This window comes from Piscinibacter sp. (genome assembly GCF_050175855.1).
Classification (GTDB): Bacteria; Pseudomonadota; Gammaproteobacteria; order Burkholderiales; family Burkholderiaceae_C; genus Piscinibacter.
In genome coordinates this window covers 1-19,218 of record NZ_JBFXIO010000036.1, presented here as the reverse complement: position 1 = coordinate 19,218, position 19,218 = coordinate 1, and the positions used below count along the sequence as shown (strand labels likewise).

The following is a 19,218-nucleotide window of genomic DNA, read 5'->3' as shown; positions in this document are numbered from 1 at the left end:
CGCGCTCGCCCTGGGCGCCGCGCTCACGCTCGCCGCCGCGCCCGTCCATGCCGAGGACGCCAAGTCCATGGACAAGGAGAAGTGCTACGGCGTCGCGATGAAGGGCAAGAACGACTGCGCCGCCGGCCCCGGCACCACCTGCGCGGGCACCTCGAAGATGGACCACCAGGGCAACGCCTGGAGCTACGTCGCCAAGGGCACCTGCGAGAAGACGATGTCCAAGACCTCGCCCAGCGGCCACGGCAAGCTGGAAGCCTTCAAGGAGAAGAAGGCCTGAGCGGCCTCTCGCGCGCGAGACCGCCATGAACGCGCTGGCCGGCATCGGCCTGAAGGACGACCACGCGCTGCCCTTGCTCGAGGGCGAGGCGGCCGTGGACTTCCTCGAGGTGCATGCCGAGAACTACCTGGTGCCCGGCGGGCCGCGCCTGCGCCGGCTCGAGCGGCTGCGCGAGCGGCTGCCGCTGTCGATCCATGGCGTGGGCCTGTCGATCGGCGGCCCGGGGCCGCTGGACGAAGCCCACCTCGACGGGCTCGCCCGGCTGATCGAGCGCTTCCAGCCGCGCTGGTTCTCGGAGCACCTGGCCTGGTCGAGCCACGGCGGCGCCTGGTTCAACGACCTGCTGCCCGTGCCCTACGACGAAGCGACGCTGGAACGTGTGTGCGAGCACATCGACCGCGTGCAGACGCGCCTGCGGCGCCGGATGCTGCTGGAGAACCCGAGCACCTACCTCGCCTTCGAGCGATCGACGATGGACGAGGGCGACTTCATGGCCGCAGTGGTGCGCCGCACCGGCTGCGGGCTGCTGCTCGACGTCAACAACGCCTACGTGAGCGGCGTGAACCACGGCCGCGATCCGTGGGCGCTGATCGAAGCGCTGCCGGCGGACGCCGTCGGCGAGATCCATCTCGCCGGCTTCGCCGAGGACCACGACGCAGCCGGCGCGCGGCTGCTGATCGACCACCACGGCGCGCCGGTCGATGCGGCGGTGTGGTCGCTGTACCGGCGCACGCTGACGCGCATCGGCCCCGTGCCCACGCTGATCGAGCGCGACAACGACGTTCCGGCGCTGCCGGTGCTGGCCGCCGAGGCCACCCTGGCGCGCCAGGCCCTGCAGGTCGCGGCGACCGGGCTGCAGGAGGCGGCATGAACGCCCTTTCCCATCGGAGCTTCGCTGATGCGCTGCTCGATCCGCAGCGGCCGCTGCCGGCGGGGCTGGTGGCCTGGAACGGCTCCGATCCGGCGCGGCGCTTCGCCGTCTACCGCAACAACGTCATCGTGTCGCTGGTGGTCGCGCTGGCCGAGACCTTCCCGGTGCTGCGCCGACTCGTCGGCGACGAGTTCTTCGACGCCATGGCCGCGCTGCACGTGCGTGCGCATCCGCCTGCCTCGCCGGTGCTGGCCGACTACGGTGCCGGCTTTGCCGCCTGGCTGGAGGGCTTCGCGCCGGCGCAGGCCTTGCCCTACCTGCCCGACATGGCGCGGCTGGAGCATGCCCGCGTGCTCGCCTTCCATGCCGCCGATGCCGCGCCGCTGGCGGCGGAGGTGATCGCGGCGCGCTGCGCGGATGCGTCGCGCCTGCCCGGTTCCTGGCCGATCCTGCATCCCTCGTGCCGCGTGCTGCGCTCGCCCTTCGCGGTCGAGGCGCTGTGGGCCGCGCACCAGCACGACGGCGAGATGCCGGCCATCGACATCGACCGGCCCGGTGCGGCCCTGGTGCTGCGCGACCCCGCCGACGACGTGCTCGTGGTGCCGCTGACGCCGCCCGCCGCCGCGTTCTGCGCCGCCCTGCAGCGCGGCACGACCCTGGCGCAGGCGCTGGCGCATGGCGAGGCCGAGGCCGGCCGCGCCGGCTTCGACCTGGCCGCCACGCTGGCCCTGCTGATCCGCCATGGCGCCCTCGTGGCCTGGCACACACCGACCGACACCCCCGCACCATGAACCTGATCGAACGCCTGAACCGCGCCTTCGCCGCGCTGCCCGAATCCGCCATCGCGCTGCTGGCGCGCTTTTCCATCGCTGCGGTGTTCTGGAAGTCCGGCCAGACCAAGGTCGAGGGCCTGTCCGTCGACCTCGTCGAGGGCCGTTTCGAATTCGGCTGGCCGCGCCTGTCGTCCTCGGCCGTCGACCTGTTCCGCGACGAGTACCGGCTGCCTCTGCTGCCGCCGGAGTGGGGCGCGGTGATGGCGGCCTTCGGCGAGCACCTGCTGCCGCTGCTGGTGCTGGTGGGCCTGGCCACGCGCGTCTCGGCCGCTGGCCTGCTGGCGATGACCGTGGTGATCCAGCTGCTCGTCTACCCCGGCGCCTACCCGACGCATGGCGTCTGGGCCGCGGTGCTGCTGTGGCTGATGGTGCGCGGGCCGGGCAGTGTCTCGGTCGATCACTGGCTGGCACGGAGGCGCCATGCCTGAGCGGCCGCTGGCGGCGATGCTCGGTTTCGGGCCGGTCACGGCTTGCGGCAGTGCGCCGGCACTGCACAATGCGCCGGCCATGACCGACGTTCCGCCCTCGCACGCCGCCACCGACCTCTTCGAGGCGCAGATCAAGCCGCTGTGGCTGCGCGCCCAGGACGGCGACGAGGCGGCCTACCGGCTGGCGCTGCAGCGCATGGCGGTGCGCCTGCGCGCCTACCTGCGCCGCCGCCTGCAGGCCCTGCCCGACGAGGTGGAAGACCTGGTGCAGGAGACGCTGCTGGCGCTGCACCTGCAGCGTGGCACCTGGGATCCGGCGCTGCCGGTCAGCGCCTGGATGATCGCCATCGCAAGGCACAAGCTGATCGACCTGTGGCGCCGCCGCGGCCGCCGCGAGGCCGATCTCACGTCGCTCGACGAGCTCGGCGAGGCCGACGAGCCGGCCGCCGGCGGCGGCGAGGAGGGCACGTCGCGGCGCGACCTCGGCGTGCTGCTCGGCGCCATTCCGGCCGCGCAGCGCGAGGCCATCGTGCTGACCAAGATCGAGGGCCTGTCGGTGGCCGAGGCCGCCGAGCGCACCGGCGCCAGCGTGGCCGCGGTGAAGGTTCAGGTGCACCGCGGACTGAAGCGGCTCGCCGAACTGGTGAGGAAGACGACATGAAGACCGATGAGCTGATCGAGATGCTGTCGCGCGACGCCGGCCCCGCGCCGCGCGGCGTGGTGGCGCGCCGCGTCGGCCCGGCGGTGGTGCTGGGTCTCGTGGCCAGCGTGGTGCTGGCCTTTGCCGTGCTGGGCTTCGTGCCGGCGGCCACCTTCGCCTTCGCGGCACCCTGGTTCAAGCTGGCCTATGCGGCGGCGATGGTGGTCGCCGCGGCCTGGCTCACCGCGCAGCTCGCGCGGCCGGTGGGGCGCACCGCCACGCCGTCGGCAGCGGTCGTGGGCGTCGTGCTCGCCGCGGCGCTGGTCGGGCTGCTGTCGTGGTGGGCGACGCCGGCCGAATCGCGCATGGCCGGCCTGATGGGCCATTCATGGACGCTGTGCCCGTGGTTCGTGCTCGGCCTGTCGCTGCCGGCACTGGCCGCGCTGCTCGGGGCACTGCGCGGCCTGGCGCCGACGCGCCCGCGCGCCGCTGGCCTCGCGGCCGGCCTGCTCGCCGGCGCGCTGGGCGCGGGCGGCTATGCGCTGGCCTGCACCGAGCTGGCGATGAGCTTCGTGGCGGCCTGGTACACGCTGGGCATCGCGATGGCCGGCGCGCTCGGCGCGCTGCTCGGGCCGCGGGTGCTGCGCTGGTAGTGGCGAGGCGGGCGCTCAGGGGCGCGGGTCCACGATCCAGTCGGCGATGATGTCCACGGCCTGAGATTCCAGGCCGACGAAGCCGTGCCAGTGCAGCGCCGTACAAGGGTCGCCGCGCGGCTCGGCGCCTCCATCGAGCATCACTAGCTTGCGCACGCGCGACTGCGTGAGGCTGCTGACGATCTCCGGCACCGCCTGTGGGCGGCAGGCGCCGCAGGCATCGCGTGCGTGGTGAAGCACCAGCACCGGCATGCGGATCGCACCCAGGTCCTGCGTCGTCACGGCGCCGGGCTTGCGCCGGTCGACCACGCTGGCGCTGAGCACCAGGCCCTGGGCCAGCGCGGGCCAGCGCAGCGCGGCCGCCGTGGCGGAGACCGTTCCGCGGCTGGTGCCCACCAGCCAGACCGGCTCGGTGCCGCGCTGGCGTGCAAACTCGAGCACGACGCGAAGGTCTTCGAGGTGGGCCGGCGCGATGCGGTCGGCGTAGCCCAGGCCGTCGCTGTCGCTGGGCCGGCCGAAGATGGCCACGTTGAGCCCGCGCGCCAGGAAATGCGGCACCGAACGCACGAGGAAGTTCGGGCTGGTCGGGCGGCCGTCCTCGACCTTGCCGAAACCGCCCTCGCCTCCGGGCAGCAGCAGCACGGTGGCCCGGGGCTGCGCCGCGCTCTCCCAGTACACCGCGGTGAAGACGCCGGGGCGTGTCTCGATTCGGTGCACCGAGCCCGCTGCATGGGCGATCGTCACGGCACCGAGCGCCAGCGCGAGCAGCAACCGCAGGACAGGCAGACGAGGGAGCATCCGGTTGGACTGGCGGAAGCGGTGAGATTCGAACTCACGAACGGTTGCCCGTTGCCGGTTTTCAAGACCGGTGCAATCGACCACTCTGCCACGCTTCCATCGAAGGAGGCCGGATTGTAGGGCGCGGCTTCAGCCCGGCACCTGGGCCTGCTCGCAGCTGACCTGGAACACCTCGCGCCGGCCACCGTCCACGCGCACCGCGGTGAGCGAGCCGCCCCACACGCAGCCGGTGTCCAGTGCCAGCAGGTCGGGCCGGTTCACCAGCCCCAGCGTCGACCAGTGGCCAAAGGCCATCGGCACGCCGGCGGTGCGCCGTCCGGGCGCGTCGAACCAGGGGTAGAAGCCCGCGGGCGCGCCACTGGTGCCTTCCTTGGTCTTGAGGTCGAGCCGGCCCTGCGCATCGACGAAGCGGATGCGCGTGAGCACGTTGATGATGAAGCGCAGCCGCTCGTTGCCCTCGAGCTCGGCACTCCAGCGCACCGGTTCGTCGGCATACATCACGTGCAGGAAGTCGTCGAGTGCGTCGCTTCGGAGCATGGCCTCGACCTCGGCGGCGCGCGCCAGGGTTTGCTCGCGGCTCCACTGCGGCACCACGCCGGCGTGCACGCACAGCCAGCCGCCCTCGACCACCGCCATGCGGCGCGCGCGCAGCCACTCGAGCCAGGCCTCGCGCTCCGGCGAGGCCAGCACGTCGTCCAGCGTGTCGCTGCGGTGGGTGCGCCGGCCGCCGCAGGCCACGGCGAGCAGGTGCAGGTCGTGGTTGCCGAGCAGGCAAGTGGCGGCGTCGCCGAGGTCGCGCAGCCGCTTCAGCGTGGCCAGCGAGGCCGGGCCGCGGTTGACCAGGTCGCCGAGCACGACCAGCCGGTCGCGCGAGGGCGAGAAGCCGATTCCGGCAAGCAGACGGTCGAAGGCATCGCAGCAGCCTTGCAGATCCCCGATCAGGTAGAGCATCACGCGATTCTGCTACGCTGCCCGTCCCTTCACTGACCAACGCCGTCGCCCGGCCCTGCATGGACGTTGCCCTTCTGATCTTCCTGATCCTGCTCAACGGCCTGTTCGCGATGTCGGAGATGGCGCTCACCGCGAGCCGCAAGGCGCGGCTGCAGGTGATGGTGGAGTCCGGCGATGCCGGCGCGCAGGCCGCGATGGAGCTGCACGACGATCCGACCAAGTTCCTGTCGGTGGTGCAGATCGGCATCACGTCGATCGGGGTGCTCAACGGCATCGTGGGCGAGGCGGCTTTCTCCGCTCCTTTTGCGCAGTGGCTCGTCGCCACCTTCGGTCTGCAGGATCGCGCCGCGCAGATCAGCGCCACGGCGATGGTGGTGGTGGTGATCACCTTCCTGACCATCATCTTCGGCGAACTGGTGCCCAAGCGGCTCGGCCAGATGTACCCCGAGGCGGTGGCGCGGCTGGTGGCGCGGCCGATGGACTGGCTGTCGATCGTGGCGCGGCCGTTCGTCAAGCTGCTGTCCTTCAGCACCGAGGGCACGCTGCGCATGCTGGGCATCCGCGGCGGACCGGACCGCACGGTGACGGAAGAGGAGATCGCCGCCAGCCTGGTCGAGGGCCTGGACGCCGGCGTGATCGAGGCGCAGGAGCACCAGATGGTGCGCAACGTGTTCCGCCTCGACGACCGGCAGGTCGGCTCGATGATGATCCCGCGCGCCGAGATCGTCTGGATCGATGTCACGGCCTCGCGCGAGGAACTGCTGTCGGTGCTGGTTCAGGAAGGCCACACCCGCTACCCGGTGTGCCGGGGCAGCCTCGACGACGTGCTCGGCGTGGTCAGTGCCCACAAGCTGCTGCAGCAGGCGATGGAAGGGCGTGAGCTCTCGCTGGCCGACAGCCTGGAATCCCCGGTGTTCGTGCCCGAGACGCTGTCGGGCATGGAACTGCTCGAGCACTTCAAGGCCTCGTCGACGCAGCTGGTCTTCGTGGTCGACGAATACGGCGCGGTGCAGGGCATGATCACCGTGCTCGACGTGCTGGAGGCGATCACCGGCGAGTTCACCACGCCGACGGCGGAAGACGCCTGGGCGGTGCGCCGCGAGGACGGCAGCTGGCTGTTCGATGGCCTGATCCCGGTGCCCGAGCTGAAGGACCGGCTCGAGCTGAAGGAACTGCCCGAGGAAGACCGCGGCCGCTACAACACGCTGGCCGGCATGGTCATGCTGCTGCTCGGGCGCCTGCCGAAGACCACCGACCGCGTCGAGTGGAACGGCTTCCGCTTCGAGGTGGTCGACATGGACGGCAAGCGTGTCGACAAGGTGCTGGTCACGGCGCTCGCGCTGCGGCCGGCCGAGGGCGAAGGAACCGGCGCGTGAGCGCGGCCTCGGCGCTGTTCCGCGCGCCGGAGCCGCTCGATCCGGTGCGCCATGGCGCGCTGCGCATCGCGCCGCTGCGCGACTTCTCCATCGCTGCGCGCATGCATGCGGTGTTCGTCGCCGCCACCGAGATCCCGGAAGCCGCACTGGAGTACCCGATCGTCTTCGTGCAGGCCGGCGACCTCGACGCCGAGGGCCGGCCGGCCGTTTCGCCGGTGGCGCTGCTCGGGCTGGTGGCGGGCGAGAACCTGTTCGTCGAAGGCACGCGCTGGAAGGCGCAGTACCTGCCGGCCTTCGTGCGCCGCTATCCCTTCGTGAGCAGCAGCACGGGGCCGATGATCGACACCGCGTGGAGCGGCTTGTCGCCGCTGGAGGGCCAGCCGCTGTTCGACGCGCAGGGCGCGCCCACGGCGACGCTCGACGAGGCGCTGGAATTCCTCGCCCGCTTCGACGCCGAGGCGAGGCGCACGCGCGGCTTCTGCGCGCGGCTGGTCGAGCTCGACCTGCTGCAGCCGATGCAGGCCGACGCCACGCTGCCCGACGGCCAGAGGCTCACCGTCGAGGGATTTCGCGTGATCGACGAGGAGCGGCTGCGCGCGCTGCCCGATGCGGTGGTGCTCGAGCTTCACCGCAACGGCATGCTCATGCTCGCCCACCTGCACCGCGCGTCGCTGGCGCGCATGCGCCAGCTCGTCGAGATGAAGGCCCGGCGCGAACAGTTGCGCCCCACCGGAGAAGCACATGGACCGACAGGATGACTTCGAGCGCGGCGTGATGAACCGCCGCGCAGTGCTGGGCGACGAATGGGTCGACCAGTCGCTTTCCGGCACGACGCAGTTCAACGCCGACTTCCAGGACCTGGTCACGCGCCACGCCTGGCTGGACATCTGGGGCCGCCCGGGGCTCGACGTGGTCACACGCCGCCTGCTGGTGCTGGGCATGACCATGGCCGCGGCGCGCTGGGAGGAGTTCGAGCTGCACTGCAAGGCGAGCGTGCGCGGCGGCGTGCCGCTGGAGAAGATCCGCGAGACGCTGATGCAGGGTGCGATCTACTGCGGCGTGCCGGCGGCCAACACCGCCTTCAAGATCACCACGAAGATCCTGCGCGAGGAGGGCAAGCTGCCGCCGGCCGCGCCGCTGACCGCCGGCGTGCGCGCCGCCATCCACCACACCTTCAGCGCGCCGCAGCTGCGCGTGGCCGTCCAGGGCCGCGGCACGCCGGTGGTGCTGAGCCACGCGCTCGGTGCCGACCTGCATCTGTGGGACGACTTCGCTGCCGCGCTGGCGCCGCATCACGAGGTGCTGCGCTACGACCACCGCGGCCACGGCGGCTCGGCGGTGCCGGCCGGGCCGTATTCGCAGGACGACCTGGTCGACGACGCCGCGCGGCTGATCCGCGAGTGGGGCCGCGGCCCGGTGGTGTTCATCGGCATCTCGATGGGTGGCATGGTTGCCCAGGGCCTGGCAGTGAAGCATCCGGAGCTGCTGCGCGGCGTGGTGATCGCGCACAGCAGCGCGCGTTATCCCGACGAGGTGCGCGCGATGTGGTCGCAGCGCATCGCGGCGATCGAGCAGGGCGGACTCGCGGCCATCGCCGACGCGACGATGGAGCGCTGGTTCACGCCGGGTTTGCGCGCCGTGCAGCCCGAGGCGGTGGAGCGTACGCGGCAGACGCTGCTGCGCTGCCCGCCGGCCGGCTACATCGCCTGCGGCCGTGCGGTGGCCGCAGTCGACTGGCTCGACCGGCTCGCCACCGTGAAGACGCCCGCGCTGGTGATCGCCGGCGCGCACGACGCCGGCGCGCCGCCGGCCATGTCCGAAGCCATCGCCTCGCGCATTCCCGGCGCCGAACTGCGCACGGTCGACGCGGCGCACATCGGCGTGATCGAGCAGCCGCGGGCCTTCCTCGACGCGGTGCGCGCCTTCATCGACGGCCGCTGCGGCGGCTGAGGCCACCATGAACCGCACCACGCGCCACCTGCTCAACGTCTTCGTCACCGGCTTGCTGGCGGCGCTGCCGCTGGCCGCGACGATCTTCATCTTCGTCTGGGGCGCGCGTCTGGTGGTCGAGTACGTCGGCCCGCAGAGCTTCCTCGGCGGGCTGCTGCAGCGCATCGGCCTGGGCCTGGCCGATTCCGAGGTGCTCGCGTATGGCATCGGCGTGGCCGTGGTGCTGGCGGCGATCTTCCTGCTCGGCCTGCTGGTGCAGACGCGTCTTCGCGATGTCGTTCATGCGCTGACCGAGGGCGTGGTGCAGCGTATCCCGGTGGTCCGCAGCGTCTACGACATGGCCAAGAAGCTGACCGAGATGTTCGGCCAGCGCGACGAATCCCAGGTGAAGTCGATGCGCCCGGTGTGGCTGCATTTCGGCGGCGTGGGCGGCGCGGCGGTGCTGGGCCTGCTGTCCACGCCGGAGCCGGTGCGCGTCGGCGAGATCGAGTATCTCGCCGTGCTGGTGCCCACCGCCCCGGTTCCGGTGGGCGGCGGGCTGCTCTACGTGCCGCGCGAGTGGGTCGCGCCGGCCGAGATAGGCGTCGACGCGCTGACCAGCATCTACGTCTCGATGGGCATCACCTCGGCGCAGCACCTGTCGACGAAGAAGTGACGAACTCTCGCTAAAGAGTGACAGCGTGGCGCCGATACAGGCGCATGGTCTGGACACGCCTCACCGATGCCCTCGGCTCGATCAAGCTGCGCCTGACGCTGGCTTCCGTCGTGGCGCTGGCAGTCGGCGTGGTGACGACGACGCTGCTGCTCGTGCAGCGCGCCGAGCGCGATCTGGTCGAGCGTCAGCGCGACCAGCAGCTCGTCGAAGTCGTCAACCTCGCGCACGATCTGTCGGCCCGGGTGGTCGAGCGGCAGGAAGCCCTGCGCCTGAGCGCGGCCCAGATCGATGTCTCGATGCTTCGCGACGAGCGGCGGCTGCGCTTCTTCCTCGACAACAAGCCACTGATGCGGGCGCAGTTCGCCAATGTCTTCGTGGCCAAGTCCGACGGTTCGGTGGTGGTGGTGGCCGACCCGTCCGGCATCCGACGGCCGGACGTCAACCTGGCCGACCGCGAGTACTTCCGCCGCACGCTGGCAGAACGCCGTGCCATCGTCTCCGAGCCGGTGATGGGGCGGGTGTCGGCCGAGCCGGTGGTCATGTTCACGCATCCGCTGGTGGATGGCACTGGCGAACTCTACGGTGTGCTCGGTGGCGCGCTCCGGCTGGTCAGTCACGACCTGCTCGGCGAGAGCGACCATGGCGCGATGGAAGGCGATGAGCTGAAAGTCATCACGGATGCCCAGGGCCGCATGATCACCCACCCCATGCACCGCCAGCTGCTGCAGCCCTTGAGCGTCGAGACGCGGCTGGTCGATGCCTTCGCGAACTGGAAGCGCAGCGGCGCCCCGGTGGAGCCCAGCGGCCTGCTGCTGCACCAGGAGGGCGAGGTGATCACGCTGGCCGGTGTGCCCGGGCCCGACTGGGTGGTCTGGCGCGCTGTCCCCGAATCGACGCTGCTCGGGCCGCTGCACAGTGCCAGGCGAGAAGCGCTCTCCTGGGCCATCGGCCTGATCGCGGTGCTCTCGCTGGCACTGCTCGCCGTGCAATGGTGGCTGCTGCGGCCGCTGGGCCAGCTGCAGTCGCGCGCACTGCATCTGTTCGACGGTTCGCAGGCGGTGCACGATGGCTGGCCCGAGGGAGCCGGCGAGATCGGCAGCCTGGGGCGCGTGCTGCGCCACGTGGCCGCCGAGCGTGCCCAGCTCGAGTCGTTCAACGACCAGGTGATGCGCAAGCTTTCGTCGGTGATGGCCGCCGCGCCGGTGGGAATCTGCTTCACCCGGGACAAGAACTTCATCCTGGTGAGCGACGAGCTCTGTCGCCTGCTGGGACGCTCCGAGGCCGAACTGCTCGGGCAGCCTGCGAGCCTGATCTACGCTTCCAACGAGGACTATCAGCGGCTCGGGCCGCAGGTGCTCGAGGCCTTTTCGGCGCAGCGGCCCTACGTGGGCGAGTGGCAGATGCTGCGCGCGGACGGCTCGCGCTTCTGGGGCCAGCTGCGCGGCCGCCCGGTCACCGAGGGTGATCCGTCCGCTGGCACGATCTGGACGCTCGCCGACATCAGCGAGCAGGTGGCATCCCGCGAGCAGCTCGAGTGGTCGGCTACGCACGATGCGCTGACCGGGCTGGCCAACCGCAAGCTGTTCGCGCAGCGCCTGGCCCGCGTCGTCGAAGCGCTGCCGCGCTCGTTGCCGGCGGAGCTGGTGATGATCGACCTCGACCACTTCAAGCCGATCAACGACCGCGCGGGCCACGCCGCGGGCGACGCGATGCTCAAGGCCGTGGCGGCAGCGATCACGTCGCGTGTTCGCGCCACCGACCTCGTGGTCCGCCTCGGCGGCGACGAGTTCGCGCTGCTGCTCGAGCGCTGTCCTCACGACAACGCGTTGCACATCGCGGAGAACGTGCGCCTGGCCATCGTGGCGATCGAACTGGCCTGGGAGGGGCAGACGCTGAGGGTCGGCGCCAGCCTCGGCGTGGCCTCACTCACGCCCGAACTCGCCAGGGTCGACGACTGGCTGGCCGCCGCCGATGCGGCCTGCTATGCCGCCAAGGCCGCCGGCCGCGGCGCCGTGCACGCGGCACAGGCGCCGAAGCTGCGCGTCGTGCGCTGACTCAGCCGCGCGCCCGCGCCCCGGCGTCGGCCACCGCCAGCGCCGTCATGTTGACGATGCGGCGCACGGTGGAGACGGGGTTGAGGATGTGCACCGGCGCGTTGGCGCCGAGCAGGATGGGCCCGACCGTCACGCCCTTGCCGCCGGTGATCTTCAGCACGTTGAAGAGGATGTTGGCGGCGTCGAGGTTGGGCAGGATCAGCACGTTGGCCGCACCCGGCAGCGACGAATCGGGTACGAGGGCCGCGCGCATCTCCTCGTTGAACAGGGCATCGCCCTGCAGCTCGCCGTCGGCCGGGATGTCGGGGTGGCGCTGCACGAACAGGTCGCGCGCCGCGCGCATCTTCAGCGCCGAGGGCCGCCGGCTGCTGCCGTACATCGAGTGCGACAGGAAGGCCAGCTTGGGTGGGATGCCGAAGCGGCGCACCTCCTCGGCGGCCATCGCGGCGATCTCGGCGAGCTGCTCGGCGCTCGGGTCGTCGTTGACGAAGGTGTCGGCGATGAACAGCGTGTGCTTGTCGAGCATCAGCGCGTTCATCGTCGCGAAGCATTTCGCACCGGGCGCCGCACCGATCACCTCCTGAACGTGGGCGAAGTGGGCGTCGAAGCGGCCGACCAGGCCGCACAGCATGCCGTCGGCGTCGCCGAGGTGGATCATCAGCGCGCCGATGGTGGTGTTGGAGCGCCGCACCGCCGCCTTGGCCATGTCGGGCGTCACGCCGTTGCGGGCGTTCAGGCGGTGGTAGGCCTCCCAGTACTGGCGAAAGCGCGCGTCGTCCTCCGGATTGACGATCTCGACGTCGCGGCCAGGCACGAGGCGCAGCCCGCCGCGCTCGATGCGGGCGGCAATCACCGCCGGCCGGCCGATGAGGATGGGCCTGACCAGCTTCTCGTCGAGCGCCGCCTGCACCGCGCGCAGCACCCGTTCGTCCTCCCCCTCGGCATAGGCGACGCGCTTCGGCTCGGCGCGTGCGGCGGCAAATACCGGCCGCATGAACATGCCGGTGTGAGTGACGAAGCGGGTGAGCGACTGACGGTAGGCCTCGAGGTCGGCCACGGGCCGGGTGGCCACGCCGGACTCGGCCGCGGCCTTCGCCACCGCCGGCGCGATGCGCAGGATCAGCCGCGTGTCGAAGGGCGTGGGGATCAGGTAGTCGGGCCCGAAGCGCAGCTCGCGGCCCGAATAGGCCGAGGCCACCTCGTCGCTGATCTCGGCCTTGGCGAGATCGGCGATCTCGCGCACGCAGGCCAGCTTCATCGCCTCGGTGATCGTCGTCGCGCCGCTGTCCAGCGCGCCGCGGAAGATGTAGGGGAAGCAGAGAACGTTGTTGACCTGGTTCGGATAGTCCGAGCGGCCGGTGGCGATGATGCAGTCGGGCCGCACGCTCTTGGCGAGCTCCGGGCGGATCTCCGGCTCGGGGTTGGCCAGCGCGAGGATGATGGGCCTGTCGGCCATGCTCTTGACCATCTCGGCGGTGATCGCGCCGGCGGCCGAGCAGCCGAGCACCACGTCGGCGCCGGTCATGACGTCGGCCAGCGTGCGCGCGGCGGTCTTCTGCTGGTAGCGCTTCTTCGATTCGTCGAGCCGGTCCTCGCGGCGGTCGTGGATCACGCCCTTGGAATCGCAGACGAAGATGTTCTCGCGCTTCACGCCCAGCGCCACCAGCAGGTCGAGGCAGGCGATCGCCGCCGCGCCCGCGCCGGAGACGGCGAGCTTGATGGCATCGATGCGCTTGCCCACCAGCTCCAGCCCGTTGAGCACCGCGGCTGCCGAGATGATCGCGGTGCCGTGCTGGTCGTCGTGGAAGACCGGGATCTTCATGCGCTCGCGCAGCTTCTTCTCGATCGTGAAGCACTCGGGTGCCTTGATGTCCTCGAGGTTCACGCCGCCGAGCGTGGGCTCCAGCGCGGCGATGATCTCGACCAGCTTGTCCGGGTCCTTCTCGGCGAGCTCGATGTCGAACACGTCGATGCCGGCGAACTTCTGGAACAGGCAGCCCTTGCCCTCCATCACCGGCTTGCCGGCCAGCGGGCCGATGTCGCCCAGGCCCAGCACCGCCGTGCCGTTGGTGACCACGCCGACGAGGTTGCCGCGCGAGGTGTACTCGGCGGCCAGCGACGGGTCCTGCTCGATGGCCAGGCAGGCGTAGGCCACACCGGGCGAGTAGGCGAGCGAGAGATCGCGCTGGTTCGACAGCGGCTTGGTCGGCGTGACCGAGATCTTGCCGCGCACCGGCGTGCGGTGGTATTCGAGCGCGGCATCGCGCAGGGCCTGTTCGGCGGGCGAGAGCGGGCGGGTGTTCTTCTCCATGGGGCCTCCGGGGCGGGACAGCGACGCACCGATGGTGCGCCTTCGCCCCACCGGCGGCATTGGCGTTTCCCACGAGGCGTGAAGGCCCTACCATCGGTCCCATGAACACACTCCGACTCGGCTTGGCGCTCGCGGCGGCGCTGCTGGCCACCACCGCTGCTGCGGCAGAGGACGCCTGGCCGGTGGCCGGCCAGCAGGGCCTGGTGCGCTTCGTCATCGTGCCCGCCGCGCAGGCCCGCGAGGCCGAGGCCTACCAGCGCCAGGTCGCGAAGCTGTGCGAGCCGGAGCGCACCTGCTTCCTCAACTTCTATACCAACAGCAGCGGGGCGGCGGTGGCGGTGCCGCTGCCCGATGCCATCGCCGCCGAGGCCACGGCCACCTACCGCCGTTCGGCCAAGCAGGGGGCCGAGCGCTTCCTGTGGAGCTGCCGCATGAAGATGCCGCAGCAGGAGTGCTTCTAGAGCCTCTCCAGGTCGACCGGCAGACCGCCGGGCGGATGGGCGATCGGCGCGAAAGCCATGCGCGCGGCGGCGCTGCCGCCGGCCAGCTGCCAGCGCCCGCGCGCCAGCAGCGCCCGCAGTACCGCCTTGCCCTGCATCTGCGCGAAGTGCTGGCCCAGGCACATGTGCGCGCCGCCGCCGAAGGGCACCCAGGCATAGCGGTGGCGTGACGGGTCGCCGCGCAGGAAGCGCTCGGGGTCGAAGCGGTCGGGCTCGGGCCACCAGTGCGCGTCACGCTGCACCGCCAACAGGAACAGCGTGACCGGCGTGCCGGCCGGCAGCCGATGGCCGTCGATCGTGGTCTCCGCGAGCAGTTGCCGCGCCAGTGTCGGGATGGGCGGGAACAGGCGCAGCGCCTCCTTGAAGGCCGCGCCGAGCGTCTCCAGCTCGGCCAGCGATTCGACGCTCGGCGCCTCGCCGGTGCCGCCTTGGGCGAACACCTCGTCGCGCAGCCGCTGCTGCCACGCCGGTTCCAGTGCCAGCGCGCGGGCCAGCGTGGTGATCGCGCTGCGCGTGGTGTCGTGGGCGGCCATCCACAGGAAGATCATGTGGTCGACGATCTCGTCGTCGGCGAAGGCCAGGCCGTCCTCGTCACGCAGCACGCACAGCTGCGAGAACAGGTCGTCGCCGGGCTGGTCGCGCCGCGCTGGGATGCGCGCGCGCAGGAAGGCGGCCAGCCGCTCGCGCGCGCGCAGGCCGCGGCCGTAGGTCACCCACGGCGTGCGCAGCCGCAGGATGGCCGCCGAAGCGTCGACCAGCTGCACGAAGTCGTGGTGCGCGGCCTCGATCTCCTGCGCATCGCGCACGCCGAGGAAGACGTCGCTGGCGATGTCCAGCGTCAGGCGGCGCGCGGCGTCGTGCAGGTCGAGCCGGCCGGCGGCCAGCCACGACGACACCGCCGCATCGATGCGCGGATGCATGCGCGCCAAGTGCTGCTGCAGCGCGTCGCGGCGCAGCGCCGGCAGCATGCGGCGGCGGTGCGCGCGGTGGTCGTCGCCGTCGCGCAGGATCAGCCCGCGCGGGAACAGCTCGCCGAGGAAGGGCGCCCAGCCGCCGGCGGCCGACACGCGCCCGGCGGTGTCGCCGAGCACGGTCTCCATTGCCTGCGCCGACATCAGCAGCGCCTGCGGCCGGCCGACCAGGATGGCGCGCGACACCGGCCCGGCCCGCTCGCTCACGCCGCGTGCGAAGGCCAGCGTGTCGCGCAGCAGCGCCAGGTCGACCATCAGCGGCGCATGGCCGCAGTGCGGCAGGTGGGCCAGCGCGCGCCAGGGCGGGCCCTGCATCTTCAGTCGACGAAGATCGCCCGCACGATGCGCCACTCCTGCTTGCCGGTGGCGCTGCGCGAGCAGCCCAGCGGCTCGGGCTCGGCGCCGGGGGCGAGTTCGGAGCGCGAGCGGTCGCCGGTGCCCACGCCCATGTGGTAGCGGTCGAGCCAGACCTTGATCTTGCGCGTGGGATGGGTGCTGCGCACCTGGATCTGCGTGGCGTTGCGTTGCACGCAGGTGGCGGCATGCTCCTCGACGAAGGCGACGTACCTCGCGGCGTCGTCGTCGGCGCGTGCGTGCGCGACGACGACCAGCAGCAGGGCGGACAGCAGGCGCTTCATGACAACCATTCCTTCAGCTGGGCGTACACCTCGGCGCGGTCGAGCAGGTCGAGGTGGTTCATGCCGTAACCCACCCATTGTCGGTCGGGCGGGAAGGCCAGCGCCCGTGCGGGGTCGGCGTGGCGGCCCAGCGCGCTGTCCAGCGGCACCAGGCCATCGCCGAGCAGCTTCTCCTTGAGCGTGCCGCCCTGTGCACCGAGGCTGGCGGCGATCGCGCCGCTACGCACGCCGGCGGGCAACGGCACGGGCTGGCGACGGTCACCACCGCGCGCGAAGCGGTCGCGGCCGACCCAGTCCTCGTCGAGCAGCAGGCCGTGGCGCAGGTCGGTGATGCCGGCGCTGCGCACGCGGCCCAGGCGGGCGAAGGGCGCCGCGTAGGGCGTGGCGCCGAGCACCAGGTCGACCCAATGGCCGGCGCGCTCCAGCGGCGCGCCGTGGTGCGGCGTGCCGAGGAAGACAAGGTCGTCGAGCCGCTTCGGCCAGGCCAGGCCCGCGTGCGTGCCGGCGTGCATCGCACTGCGCGCGACCAGCCCGCCCATGCTGTGCCCGAGCACCGCGAAGCGTTCGAGCGGCACCGGCCAGGCCGCCACCAGCCGCTCGAGCTGCTGCGCCAAGGCGTGGCCGTTGATCGAGACATGCAGGCCGCTGTTGTAGCGCAGGTAGACCGGCGTCCAGCCGAGCTCGCCCGCCAGCGCCGTGCCGTGGTCGTGGCCGTTGCGTTGCCACTGGCGGTCGTTCATGCACAGGCCGTGGGCCAGCACCAGCAGGCGCGGCCCGGCTTCGGGCAGTGCGGTGGCCAGTGCCTCTCGCTCCAGCGTCAGTGACGTGCCTCTGCTGCGCAGGGTCATCGGCACCGCCAGCGGGTTGCCGCTGGCCAGCAGGTAGTCGCCGAGCACGCCGTTGAGCGCCGAGACGATGGCATCGCGCTCGCTGCCGTCGGCATAGCTGCCCAGCGCCGGTGCGACCAGGCCGAGCAGCGCATCCAGGCTGCCGCCGGCCACGCGGGTGACGCCGCGGATCGTCTTGTAGACCAGCCCGGTGATGCCGCCGGTGCGGCCGTCCAGCGCGCCCCCGGTGCCCGGCAGCCGGGCGACGCGTTCGTGCATCGCCTCGACCAGGTCGGCCAGGCCGGCGGTGGCGTCGGTGGCCAGGCGCGCGGCGCCGCGCAGGTCGGCACCGCGCGGGGTGCGATGGCGGTCTTCAGGCGGGAGCGGTTCGGCCATGCGCCGCAGTATCGGCGACGAACAGCGCGGCCAGCAGCTCGCGCTGCCGTGATGCGTCGATGCGCGAGCCGTCGATCCAGACGAAGCGGCCGGCCGGCGCCGCCACGGCGTCTTCACGCGCCTGCGCCAGCGCGGTATCGCCGTCGGTCAGCACCACCACGCGCGCCAGCGTTGGCGCCCGTGCCAGCACGCCGAGCTCGTGGCGGCAGCCGCGGTTGTGCGCCTTGAAGCTGCGCAGGTCCATCAGCACCACGTCGCTCCCGGCCACCAGCGCGCCCAGCGCCTGCTGCCAGGTGCTGTCGTGGCAGTAGACCTCGTTGACGCGGTGGCGGCCCTCGGCGTCGGGCGCGAGCTCGAAGGCGGCGATGCGCGGGGCCACCTCGGCCGGCACGCGCACGAAGCGTTCGGCCAGCCGGCCGTCGAGGAAGTCGAAGATGTCGCCGGCATCGAGCGTGCGCTCGACCAGGTCGGTGCCGGCGATCAGCACCGTGTTGCCGGTGGCACGCCAGCGCTCGATCACCTGGTCGAACAGGGCCTGCACCTGCGCGTCGCGCTGGAACACGCGCAGCACGAGCAGTGTCGGCGGCCGGCCCGGTCTCGGCTGGCGCCGCACGAGCAGCGTCACCACCGGGATCCAGGCCAGCGGCAGTAGCATCAGGGCCGAAGCGAAGCCCATGTCCTGCCAGGCGCCCAGCGCGCGCAGAAGCAGCACGACGCCCCACACCGCGGTGAACAGCACCATCAGCTCCGACAGCCAGCGTCGCGCATAGGCCGCGGCCAGCGCGCGGCCCAGCCACTTCGCCGGCCACCAGGCCACCAGCCAGGGCGCGAGCACGAAGAACAGCAGCACCTGCTGCGCGTCCACGCCCTCGGGCAGCGCCATCAGCCATTGCGGCCGGGCTTCGACGATCCAGGCCAGCAGGTCGGCACCGCCTACCGAGGTGGCCACCAGCAGCACCAGCAGCGGCATCAGCCAGGGCGCGATCGCCCGCGTGGCGCCGCCCAGGCACAGCGCGCCGATCAGCAGCATCGGCATGCCGATCTCGAAAGCGAGGTAGGCCAGCGTGGTGGCCAGCGGCTGCGGCTCGATCGAGCGCCAGGCGATCAGGGCCATCGCGCCGACGAACCACAGCGCCAGCGCGCCCAGCACGCGGGTGCGCGACCAGCGCCACAGCAGGCCGAGCGCCGGGATCACCGGCCACAGGTTGATCAGCGACAGGGTGAGCAGGCGTCCCGGCGTGAGCATCCTCTCCTGCGCCATCGCCACGCCGAGGAACAGCGCGGCGCTGCTGGCCGAGATGAGTGCCGAGAGGCCGAGCAGCAGCAGCGCCACGTGGCGCGCGGCCTGCCGGTTGTCGGCCAGCGTCACTGCGGCGGGCGAAGCGGGGAGGGCGGGAGGGGCAGGTCCATGGCGGCCTTCCCCGCGTGCCGCCGGCGCGGGCAGACTCATCAGCCGCTTCATCGCCGCGCGGTAACTGCGTGCGATCACCCACGCGGCCAGCGCCGCGAGCGCGGCCGCCGCGATCACGATGAAGAGCAGCTTGCCGCTGGCGTTGCCGTCCATGCGGCGCAGCATCCGCCGCGCGCCGCAACGGGTCAAGGCCGATTCTTGGGGAGCGCGCGATCGATCGAGTCGCGAAACGGAAAGGCCCGGCATCCTGTGGGAGGCCGGGCCCTGCGCGTCTGGTGCCGGTGAAGAGAGTCGAACTCCCGACCTTCGCATTACGAATGCGCTGCTCTACCAACTGAGCTACACCGGCGGAAGCCCGCCATTATAGCCAGGCTCAGCTGTAGGTGACCCAGCCGGTGTGGGCAGCGCCTTGCAGGTGGGGCAGGGTGTTGAAGCTCAGCAGCGAGTGGCGCTTCTCGCTGAAGACGAACTCAGTGACGGCGCTGTTGCGGATGCGCATGTTCAGCTCGATGGCGGCCTGGCGCGGTGCGCCTAGCACCTCGGCCACCGCAGTGGCGATCGGCCCGCCGCTGGAGACGAGCAGCACGGCACCCTCGTGGTGGGTGCGCACGTGGTCGAGCGCCTCGCGCACCCCGGCGACGAACTCCGCGTGCGTGGGCATGCCCTGCGGCTGGGTGC

Annotated in this window: 20 protein-coding genes and 2 tRNA genes; 12 read left to right on the top strand and 10 right to left on the bottom strand. The window is 71.8% G+C overall.

Going from position 1 to position 19,218, the window contains the following annotated elements; translation table 11 throughout:
• From AB7U92_RS05060 to AB7U92_RS05035, 6 genes are all read left to right on the top strand, one after another.
• Positions 1–277 (top strand): DUF2282 domain-containing protein (locus AB7U92_RS05060; protein WP_428575096.1); only part of this gene is annotated, 277 nt, incomplete at its 5' end.
• Positions 278–302: 25 nt separating this feature from the next.
• Entirely contained in the window at positions 303–1,148 is an 846-nt protein-coding gene (locus AB7U92_RS05055) for a DUF692 domain-containing protein (RefSeq protein WP_428575095.1), read from the top strand.
• Complete coding sequence (locus tag AB7U92_RS05050) at positions 1,145–1,939, top strand: DNA-binding domain-containing protein (protein WP_428575094.1); 795 nt, start codon at positions 1,145–1,147, stop codon at positions 1,937–1,939. The genes AB7U92_RS05055 and AB7U92_RS05050 overlap by 4 nt, the downstream gene beginning before the upstream one ends.
• Entirely contained in the window at positions 1,936–2,409 is a 474-nt protein-coding gene (locus AB7U92_RS05045) for a DoxX family protein (protein ID WP_428575093.1), read from the top strand. Before AB7U92_RS05050 ends, AB7U92_RS05045 begins: the two co-directional genes overlap by 4 nt.
• Positions 2,402–3,070, top strand: coding sequence for a sigma-70 family RNA polymerase sigma factor (locus tag AB7U92_RS05040; protein ID WP_428575092.1), 669 nt, complete (start codon positions 2,402–2,404; stop codon positions 3,068–3,070). Before AB7U92_RS05045 ends, AB7U92_RS05040 begins: the two co-directional genes overlap by 8 nt.
• A complete protein-coding gene (locus tag AB7U92_RS05035) occupies positions 3,067–3,702 on the top strand; it encodes an NrsF family protein (RefSeq protein WP_428575091.1) in 636 nt (211 codons plus the stop codon). The genes AB7U92_RS05040 and AB7U92_RS05035 overlap by 4 nt, the downstream gene beginning before the upstream one ends.
• 15 nt (positions 3,703–3,717) lie before the next feature.
• On the opposite strand, the gene AB7U92_RS05030 is transcribed toward AB7U92_RS05035, so the two are convergent.
• The 3 genes from AB7U92_RS05030 to AB7U92_RS05020 form a co-directional block, all read right to left on the bottom strand.
• Positions 3,718–4,500, bottom strand: a complete 783-nt coding sequence (locus AB7U92_RS05030; RefSeq protein ID WP_428575090.1) for an alpha/beta hydrolase — start codon at positions 4,498–4,500, stop codon at positions 3,718–3,720.
• Between the two features lie 10 nt (positions 4,501–4,510).
• Positions 4,511–4,598: transfer RNA gene (locus tag AB7U92_RS05025), tRNA-Ser, on the bottom strand.
• Between the two features lie 31 nt (positions 4,599–4,629).
• The gene (locus tag AB7U92_RS05020) at positions 4,630–5,454 is read right to left on the bottom strand and encodes a symmetrical bis(5'-nucleosyl)-tetraphosphatase (RefSeq protein WP_428575089.1); all 825 of its coding nucleotides are present in this window, start codon (positions 5,452–5,454) and stop codon (positions 4,630–4,632) included.
• 56 nt (positions 5,455–5,510) lie between these two features.
• Between AB7U92_RS05020 and AB7U92_RS05015 the strand changes: the two genes are divergently transcribed.
• From AB7U92_RS05015 to AB7U92_RS04995, 5 genes are read left to right on the top strand one after another with little or no spacing between them, the layout of a single operon-like run.
• Positions 5,511–6,827, top strand: coding sequence for a hemolysin family protein (locus AB7U92_RS05015; RefSeq protein WP_428575088.1), 1,317 nt, complete (start codon positions 5,511–5,513; stop codon positions 6,825–6,827).
• The gene (locus tag AB7U92_RS05010; RefSeq protein WP_428575087.1) at positions 6,824–7,585 is read left to right on the top strand and encodes a SapC family protein; all 762 of its coding nucleotides are present in this window, start codon (positions 6,824–6,826) and stop codon (positions 7,583–7,585) included. Before AB7U92_RS05015 ends, AB7U92_RS05010 begins: the two co-directional genes overlap by 4 nt.
• Entirely contained in the window at positions 7,569–8,777 is a 1,209-nt protein-coding gene (locus AB7U92_RS05005) for an alpha/beta fold hydrolase (RefSeq protein WP_428575086.1), read from the top strand. The genes AB7U92_RS05010 and AB7U92_RS05005 overlap by 17 nt, the downstream gene beginning before the upstream one ends.
• A 7-nt stretch (positions 8,778–8,784) precedes the next feature.
• A complete protein-coding gene (locus AB7U92_RS05000) occupies positions 8,785–9,432 on the top strand; it encodes a DUF502 domain-containing protein (protein WP_428575085.1) in 648 nt (215 codons plus the stop codon).
• A gap of 44 nt (positions 9,433–9,476) precedes the next feature.
• Complete coding sequence (locus tag AB7U92_RS04995) at positions 9,477–11,486, top strand: diguanylate cyclase (protein ID WP_428575084.1); 2,010 nt, start codon at positions 9,477–9,479, stop codon at positions 11,484–11,486.
• A gap of 1 nt (position 11,487) precedes the next feature.
• Here AB7U92_RS04995 and AB7U92_RS04990 read toward each other — a convergent pair whose 3' ends face one another.
• Positions 11,488–13,797: an NADP-dependent malic enzyme gene (locus AB7U92_RS04990; RefSeq protein ID WP_428575083.1), complete on the bottom strand. Its 2,310-nt coding sequence runs from the start codon at positions 13,795–13,797 to the stop codon at positions 11,488–11,490.
• Between the two features lie 101 nt (positions 13,798–13,898).
• Between AB7U92_RS04990 and AB7U92_RS04985 the strand changes: the two genes are divergently transcribed.
• The gene (locus AB7U92_RS04985) at positions 13,899–14,258 is read left to right on the top strand and encodes a hypothetical protein (RefSeq protein ID WP_428575082.1); all 360 of its coding nucleotides are present in this window, start codon (positions 13,899–13,901) and stop codon (positions 14,256–14,258) included.
• Here the strand turns inward: AB7U92_RS04985 and AB7U92_RS04980 are convergent.
• The 6 genes from AB7U92_RS04980 to AB7U92_RS04955 all read right to left on the bottom strand — a co-directional run.
• Positions 14,255–15,583: a cytochrome P450 gene (locus AB7U92_RS04980; protein ID WP_428575081.1), complete on the bottom strand. Its 1,329-nt coding sequence runs from the start codon at positions 15,581–15,583 to the stop codon at positions 14,255–14,257. The genes AB7U92_RS04985 and AB7U92_RS04980 overlap by 4 nt on opposite strands.
• Before the next feature lie 2 nt (positions 15,584–15,585).
• The gene (locus tag AB7U92_RS04975) at positions 15,586–15,906 is read right to left on the bottom strand and encodes a hypothetical protein (protein ID WP_428575080.1); all 321 of its coding nucleotides are present in this window, start codon (positions 15,904–15,906) and stop codon (positions 15,586–15,588) included.
• Positions 15,903–17,129, bottom strand: coding sequence for a lipase family alpha/beta hydrolase (locus AB7U92_RS04970; protein ID WP_428575079.1), 1,227 nt, complete (start codon positions 17,127–17,129; stop codon positions 15,903–15,905). The genes AB7U92_RS04975 and AB7U92_RS04970 overlap by 4 nt, the downstream gene beginning before the upstream one ends.
• Positions 17,107–18,729, bottom strand: coding sequence for a hypothetical protein (locus AB7U92_RS04965; RefSeq protein WP_428575078.1), 1,623 nt, complete (start codon positions 18,727–18,729; stop codon positions 17,107–17,109). The genes AB7U92_RS04970 and AB7U92_RS04965 overlap by 23 nt, the downstream gene beginning before the upstream one ends.
• A gap of 84 nt (positions 18,730–18,813) precedes the next feature.
• A tRNA-Thr gene (locus AB7U92_RS04960) sits at positions 18,814–18,889 on the bottom strand.
• A 24-nt stretch (positions 18,890–18,913) separates the two neighbouring features.
• On the bottom strand, positions 18,914–19,218 hold a 305-nt coding region (locus AB7U92_RS04955; protein ID WP_428575077.1), incomplete at its 5' end, for a histidine phosphatase family protein.

Excerpts from the sequence above, each read along its gene's own strand:
- AB7U92_RS05055 (WP_428575095.1), top strand. The coding sequence starts at position 303 with ATGAACGCGCTGGCCGGCATCGGCCTGAAGGACGACCACGCGCTGCCC.
- AB7U92_RS05050 (WP_428575094.1), top strand. The coding sequence starts at position 1,145 with ATGAACGCCCTTTCCCATCGGAGCTTCGCTGATGCGCTGCTCGATCCG.
- AB7U92_RS05045 (WP_428575093.1), top strand. The coding sequence starts at position 1,936 with ATGAACCTGATCGAACGCCTGAACCGCGCCTTCGCCGCGCTGCCCGAA.
- AB7U92_RS05040 (WP_428575092.1), top strand. The coding sequence starts at position 2,402 with ATGCCTGAGCGGCCGCTGGCGGCGATGCTCGGTTTCGGGCCGGTCACG.
- AB7U92_RS05035 (WP_428575091.1), top strand. The coding sequence starts at position 3,067 with ATGAAGACCGATGAGCTGATCGAGATGCTGTCGCGCGACGCCGGCCCC.
- AB7U92_RS05030 (WP_428575090.1), bottom strand. The coding sequence starts at position 4,500 with ATGCTCCCTCGTCTGCCTGTCCTGCGGTTGCTGCTCGCGCTGGCGCTC.
- AB7U92_RS05015 (WP_428575088.1), top strand. The coding sequence starts at position 5,511 with ATGGACGTTGCCCTTCTGATCTTCCTGATCCTGCTCAACGGCCTGTTC.
- AB7U92_RS05005 (WP_428575086.1), top strand. The coding sequence starts at position 7,569 with ATGGACCGACAGGATGACTTCGAGCGCGGCGTGATGAACCGCCGCGCA.
- AB7U92_RS05000 (WP_428575085.1), top strand. The coding sequence starts at position 8,785 with ATGAACCGCACCACGCGCCACCTGCTCAACGTCTTCGTCACCGGCTTG.
- AB7U92_RS04995 (WP_428575084.1), top strand. The coding sequence starts at position 9,477 with ATGGTCTGGACACGCCTCACCGATGCCCTCGGCTCGATCAAGCTGCGC.
- AB7U92_RS04990 (WP_428575083.1), bottom strand. The coding sequence starts at position 13,797 with ATGGAGAAGAACACCCGCCCGCTCTCGCCCGCCGAACAGGCCCTGCGC.
- AB7U92_RS04985 (WP_428575082.1), top strand. The coding sequence starts at position 13,899 with ATGAACACACTCCGACTCGGCTTGGCGCTCGCGGCGGCGCTGCTGGCC.
- AB7U92_RS04980 (WP_428575081.1), bottom strand. The coding sequence starts at position 15,583 with ATGCAGGGCCCGCCCTGGCGCGCGCTGGCCCACCTGCCGCACTGCGGC.
- AB7U92_RS04975 (WP_428575080.1), bottom strand. The coding sequence starts at position 15,906 with ATGAAGCGCCTGCTGTCCGCCCTGCTGCTGGTCGTCGTCGCGCACGCA.
- AB7U92_RS04970 (WP_428575079.1), bottom strand. The coding sequence starts at position 17,129 with ATGGCCGAACCGCTCCCGCCTGAAGACCGCCATCGCACCCCGCGCGGT.